This window comes from Kitasatospora sp. NPDC059571 (assembly GCF_042735675.1).
Lineage (GTDB): Bacteria > Actinomycetota > Actinomycetes > Streptomycetales > Streptomycetaceae > Kitasatospora.
In genome coordinates, this window is the sequence record NZ_JBHWBW010000605.1 from 1 (window position 1) to 4,044 (window position 4,044).

4 protein-coding genes are annotated in these 4,044 nt (G+C 73.9%); 1 reads left to right on the forward strand and 3 read right to left on the reverse strand.

Annotated elements, in window-relative coordinates:
• Positions 1–242: 242 nt before the first annotated feature.
• The 3 genes from ACFV0G_RS36430 to ACFV0G_RS36440 all read right to left on the reverse strand — a co-directional run bounded on the left by ACFV0G_RS36430 (position 243) and on the right by ACFV0G_RS36440 (position 2,320).
• Positions 243–824: a hypothetical protein gene (locus ACFV0G_RS36430; RefSeq protein WP_380557179.1), complete on the reverse strand. Its 582-nt coding sequence runs from the start codon at positions 822–824 to the stop codon at positions 243–245.
• 190 nt (positions 825–1,014) lie between these two features.
• Positions 1,015–1,155 carry an SDR family oxidoreductase gene (locus ACFV0G_RS36435; protein WP_380557181.1) on the reverse strand — a complete coding sequence of 47 codons (141 nt, stop codon included), beginning with the start codon at positions 1,153–1,155 and terminating at the stop codon, positions 1,015–1,017.
• A gap of 424 nt (positions 1,156–1,579) precedes the next feature.
• A complete protein-coding gene (locus ACFV0G_RS36440; protein WP_380557183.1) occupies positions 1,580–2,320 on the reverse strand; it encodes a nucleotidyltransferase domain-containing protein in 741 nt (246 codons plus the stop codon).
• 340 nt (positions 2,321–2,660) lie between these two features.
• Here ACFV0G_RS36440 and ACFV0G_RS36445 point away from each other — a divergent pair, with 340 nt between their 5' ends.
• Positions 2,661–3,995, forward strand: coding sequence for a tetratricopeptide repeat protein (locus tag ACFV0G_RS36445; protein WP_380557185.1), 1,335 nt, complete (start codon positions 2,661–2,663; stop codon positions 3,993–3,995).
• The last annotated feature ends 49 nt before the right edge of the window (positions 3,996–4,044 follow it).

A 4,044-nucleotide genomic window follows, 5' to 3' on the forward strand; every position in this document is an offset into this window, starting at 1 on the left:
CGGGGCGTGCCGGCCAGGATGGAGGCGGACATGCACCGCTGCGCCGAGCAGGCGTCCGCGGTCGCCGCCGGCTGGCGGTCGCGGTGGCGGGAGGAGTCGGTCGCCTTCTTCGAGCGGCTGCCGCAGTGGAGCGTCGAGCGGGCCACCTGATCACCGCCGGCACACCGCAGGCCCTGCACCCGGTTCGCCACCCGGTGCAGGGCCCGGCCGTCGTACCCGAAGGAGGACTCGGTTCCCGCTCGTCACCCCAGGAGCGTGCAGGCAGCAGTGCCGACTGTCGCGCCGATGGCTGTTCCGACGACCACCTGGCCGACGGTGTGGCAGCGCAACCGGACGCGGGACCACCCGATCGCGGCGACCAGGGGCGTCAACAGGAGCACCCAGAGGCCGAAGACCGCGGCCAGGACGGCCACGGCGCCGGAGGCGACGGCGGAGTGCACCGACACCTTCCAGAAGAAGGTGACCAGCAGCAGGGCGAACAGGACGGCGACCATCGCCGTCACCAGCATCGCCACCGCGGCGGGAGCATCCAGCGCGTACAGCAGGACGGTGCCGGTGACGACCGAGGCCATCACCGCGGGGGCGGCCGCGATGCGGTCCCGCCTGCGCCGCACGTGCCGGTCGCCCCAGGACCGGCGGTGCTCGCCCAGGCGAAGGATGAGCGTGGGCACCACCGCGGTGAACACCGCCGCGACCAGGCCCCAGGCGAGACCGGTCCACCGGTCGGCGTGCCAGCCGACCAGGGCGGTCAGGAGCAGCATCCAGTTCCGCGGCTCGCCGCCGTCGCTGAGCAGCCGGGCCCCGCGTGCCTCGGCACGTGGCACCGGCCCGTCCGCGGAAGAGGCGGCCGGAACGGCGGCGGACGAGGTGTCCGGTGGGGCGGTCTGAGGGCGGTTGCGCTGTGCCACCTCGGTGAGCCCCTCCGTCGGATGCGGCCGCGGGACGCGGTGCACGCCTCGGGCCGGTCGTGGCAACGTACCGCATCGTCGTCGAGGACCCCGAACGGACGGTGCGTCAGCGCATTCCGCCGGAGGCGAGGATGACATCCCCGGTGATCCAGCGCGCGTCGTCGGAGGCCAGGAAGGCGACCAGCGGGCCGTAGTCGTCCGGGGTGCCCGTTCGGCGGCGGCCCGGGCCGGGCTCGTGGACCGCCACGTCGCGCCCACCAACCCGCCCCCGGGTCACCGACAGCCCGGCGGAACTCGGCGTCAGCCTGGCCGGGCCCCGCCGACCGAGCTCGTCCAGTGGTTCGGCCGGCACGAGGAGGAGCTCTTCGCCGCCCAGGAGCGCCACGACGGCCGGCAGACGGCACCGCGCACGTGACGGGTCCCCCACACCGGCACAATCCGTCCCGGAGTCGGGCCGACCGAGATCCGGGGGAACTGCACCTCCGGGTACCACCGATTACGGGACGGGGCCGTTGATGTGACGGCGCCCATTCGGGCCCGTCCGTCGGAAGAAGGAAAAGCCCGTCACGGGCGCAATGGTCGGGCAGCCGTGTCGCGGCTGCGTCGGCGGACCTCCCGCCGAGCCGGGAAATCCGCCCGTTCGTTTACGACCCGTCTTCCCGGGGCGGTGTTCAGGAACCGGCGGTGACGGGTTCGGCGGCGCCCCGCCAGGTCCGGCGGTAGCCCTCGCGGAGCGGGCCGCCGACGAGGTCGAGGACGGCCGAGGCGGTCTCGATCAGGGGCGCCGGGTCCTGCGTCCGGCCCACCCGGGCGTGGGCGTCGAGCAGCACGGCACCGAGCTCCGGATCCGCCTCCAGCAGACGGCGCGGCAGCCATTTGCCGCTGCCCTTCCACGCCCGGTGGTGGTCGCAGAGCAGGTCGGCGGCGGCGTTGACGACGAACCCCGCCACGGCCTGGCGCTCGAACCCGTCGGTCGCGTCGCACAGGTCGTCGAGGGCGTCCGTCAGCGCGTAGCGCTTGGCCTCCACGGCGTCCGGGCCGAGCGCGGCCGGGCCGCTGCGGAGGTCCTCCTCCGCCAGGGCCCTGGCCCGGGCGGCCTCGCCGTCCACGTCGACCAGGACCAGACCGGTGGCGTACATGCTCTGCATGACCGCGCGCCGGCCGGCGCGGTCCACCGCGAAGAGGTCGCGCAGACCGGCCCGGGTGTGGACGAAGAGCTCCACCAGCCGGCCCTCGAAGCGCAGCGTCTCGCGGTAGGTCTCGCGGCCGTCGGCGACCAGGACGGCGATGTCCAGGTCGCTGCCGGCGGTGGCCCGTCCCAGCGCCGTGGACCCCGCCAGGATGACGGCGAGGGCATCGGGGAAGCGCTCGTGGGCGAGGCGCCGGGCCTGGTCGATCGGATCGTGGGGCATGTCGACCACCGTCCCACGGACCGTCCGGGGCCGTCACGCCATTTTGGCCCGCCCCGGCGGACGCGGTCACCGGGCCAGGGCCCGGTGCCAGGCGTTCGGCACCGTATGACGGTCCGTCATGGCAGCGCCGTACGACGGGATCGCCGCTCCGCCCGGGACGGCGGCGGATAAATACGAATTCCGCGGCTCCGGCGGATATGTGTGGACAGCGGGCACTTCCGTCACCTCCCGCACAAAGCCTTGACGTTTCGGGCCAATGCAATCCGGGCAGGATCGCCGGGCCGCTTGACACTTTTATTGACTCGCTGGTGTCATTACTCGTCGAGATTGAGGAGCAAGCATGTCGGACAGGGCCTTGGGCATCCGGGCCGCCAAGCTTCGACGGGCCGCCGGCCTGTCGCAGGCCGAGCTCGCCGGCACCAAGCTGTCGCCGAGCTACATCTCGCTGCTCGAGGCAGGGAAGCGGACGCCGTCGGCCGAGGTCGTCCAGTACCTCGCCGCCCGGCTGGGGTGCGAGCCGGCGGAGCTGCTCGGGACGGAGGCCGAGGCCGGTGTCAAGGACCTCGAACTCGAGCTGAGGTACGCCGAGATGACGGCGCTCAACGGAGAGCCGGAAGCCGCGCTGGCCGCCTACGAGCAGGTCCAGGGTAGCGTCGACCGGGAGGAGCGGCCGGCTCTCTGGCTCGCCGCCGAGCGCGGGATCGCCCACACCCTGGAGCGGCTGGGCCGCCTGGAGGAGGCGGTCGCCCGCTACGAGGACCTGCGCACGGCCTCGTCGCGCTCCCCGGACTTCGTCGCGGGGCTGCCGGTCGTGGTGGCGCTGTGCCGCTGCTACCGGGAGCTCGGGGACCTCTCCCACGCGATCGCGGTCGCCGAGGAGGCGATGGAGGAGCTGGACCGGCTCGGCCTGGCCCCGACCCGGCTCGGCGTGGAGCTGCTGTCGACCCTCGTCGGCATCCACTGCGAGCGCGGCGACCTGCACCGGGCCGGCTACCTCGCCGCCAAGGCGATCGAGCAGGCCGGCCGCGTCTCCGACCGGAAGGCGCTCGGCGCCGCGCTGTGGAACGCCAGTGTCACGATGCACCGGAGCGGCCGGACGGCGGATGCCATCGGTCTCATCGAGCAGGCGCTGGCGATCTACTCCGAGGGGGACGACGCCCGGGCGCTGGCCCGGCTGCAGAACGCCTACGCCGCCGTGCTGCTGGACGTCGAGGAGCCGGACGTGGCCCTCGCCCAGCGGCTGCTCACCCAGAGCGCGAGCGCCCTGGCCGATGTCGGCAGTGACATCGACGTCGCCTACTGCGAGACCGCACTGGCCCGGGTCGCACTGCGCAGCCGCCGTCCCGAGGCCTGCGTCGAGCACGCCGAGCGGGCGCTCGGCCTGCTCGGCCCCCGGCACCGGCTGCAGAGCGCGCGGACCCTCCTGGTCCTCGCCGCGGCGAGGATCTTCCAGGGCGACCACGCGGCGGCCAGGGAGGCGTACGAGCGGAGCGCCCTGATGCTGGAGGCCTCGGAGGCCGGCCGGCAGGCGGCGTCCGCCTGGGCCGAGCTCGCGGAGATCATGGAGGCCGCCGGGCAGCCGGAGCGCGCGATCTGGGCGTACCGGCAGGGCATGCGGTGCATGGGGCAGCAGAGCCGGATCCTTCCCAAAGTGAGCGTGCCGCACGGCGAGTGAGAGCGTCCGTTCGTCGGCGTGCATGTGAAGAGGCGGGGCCGTCTGCAAC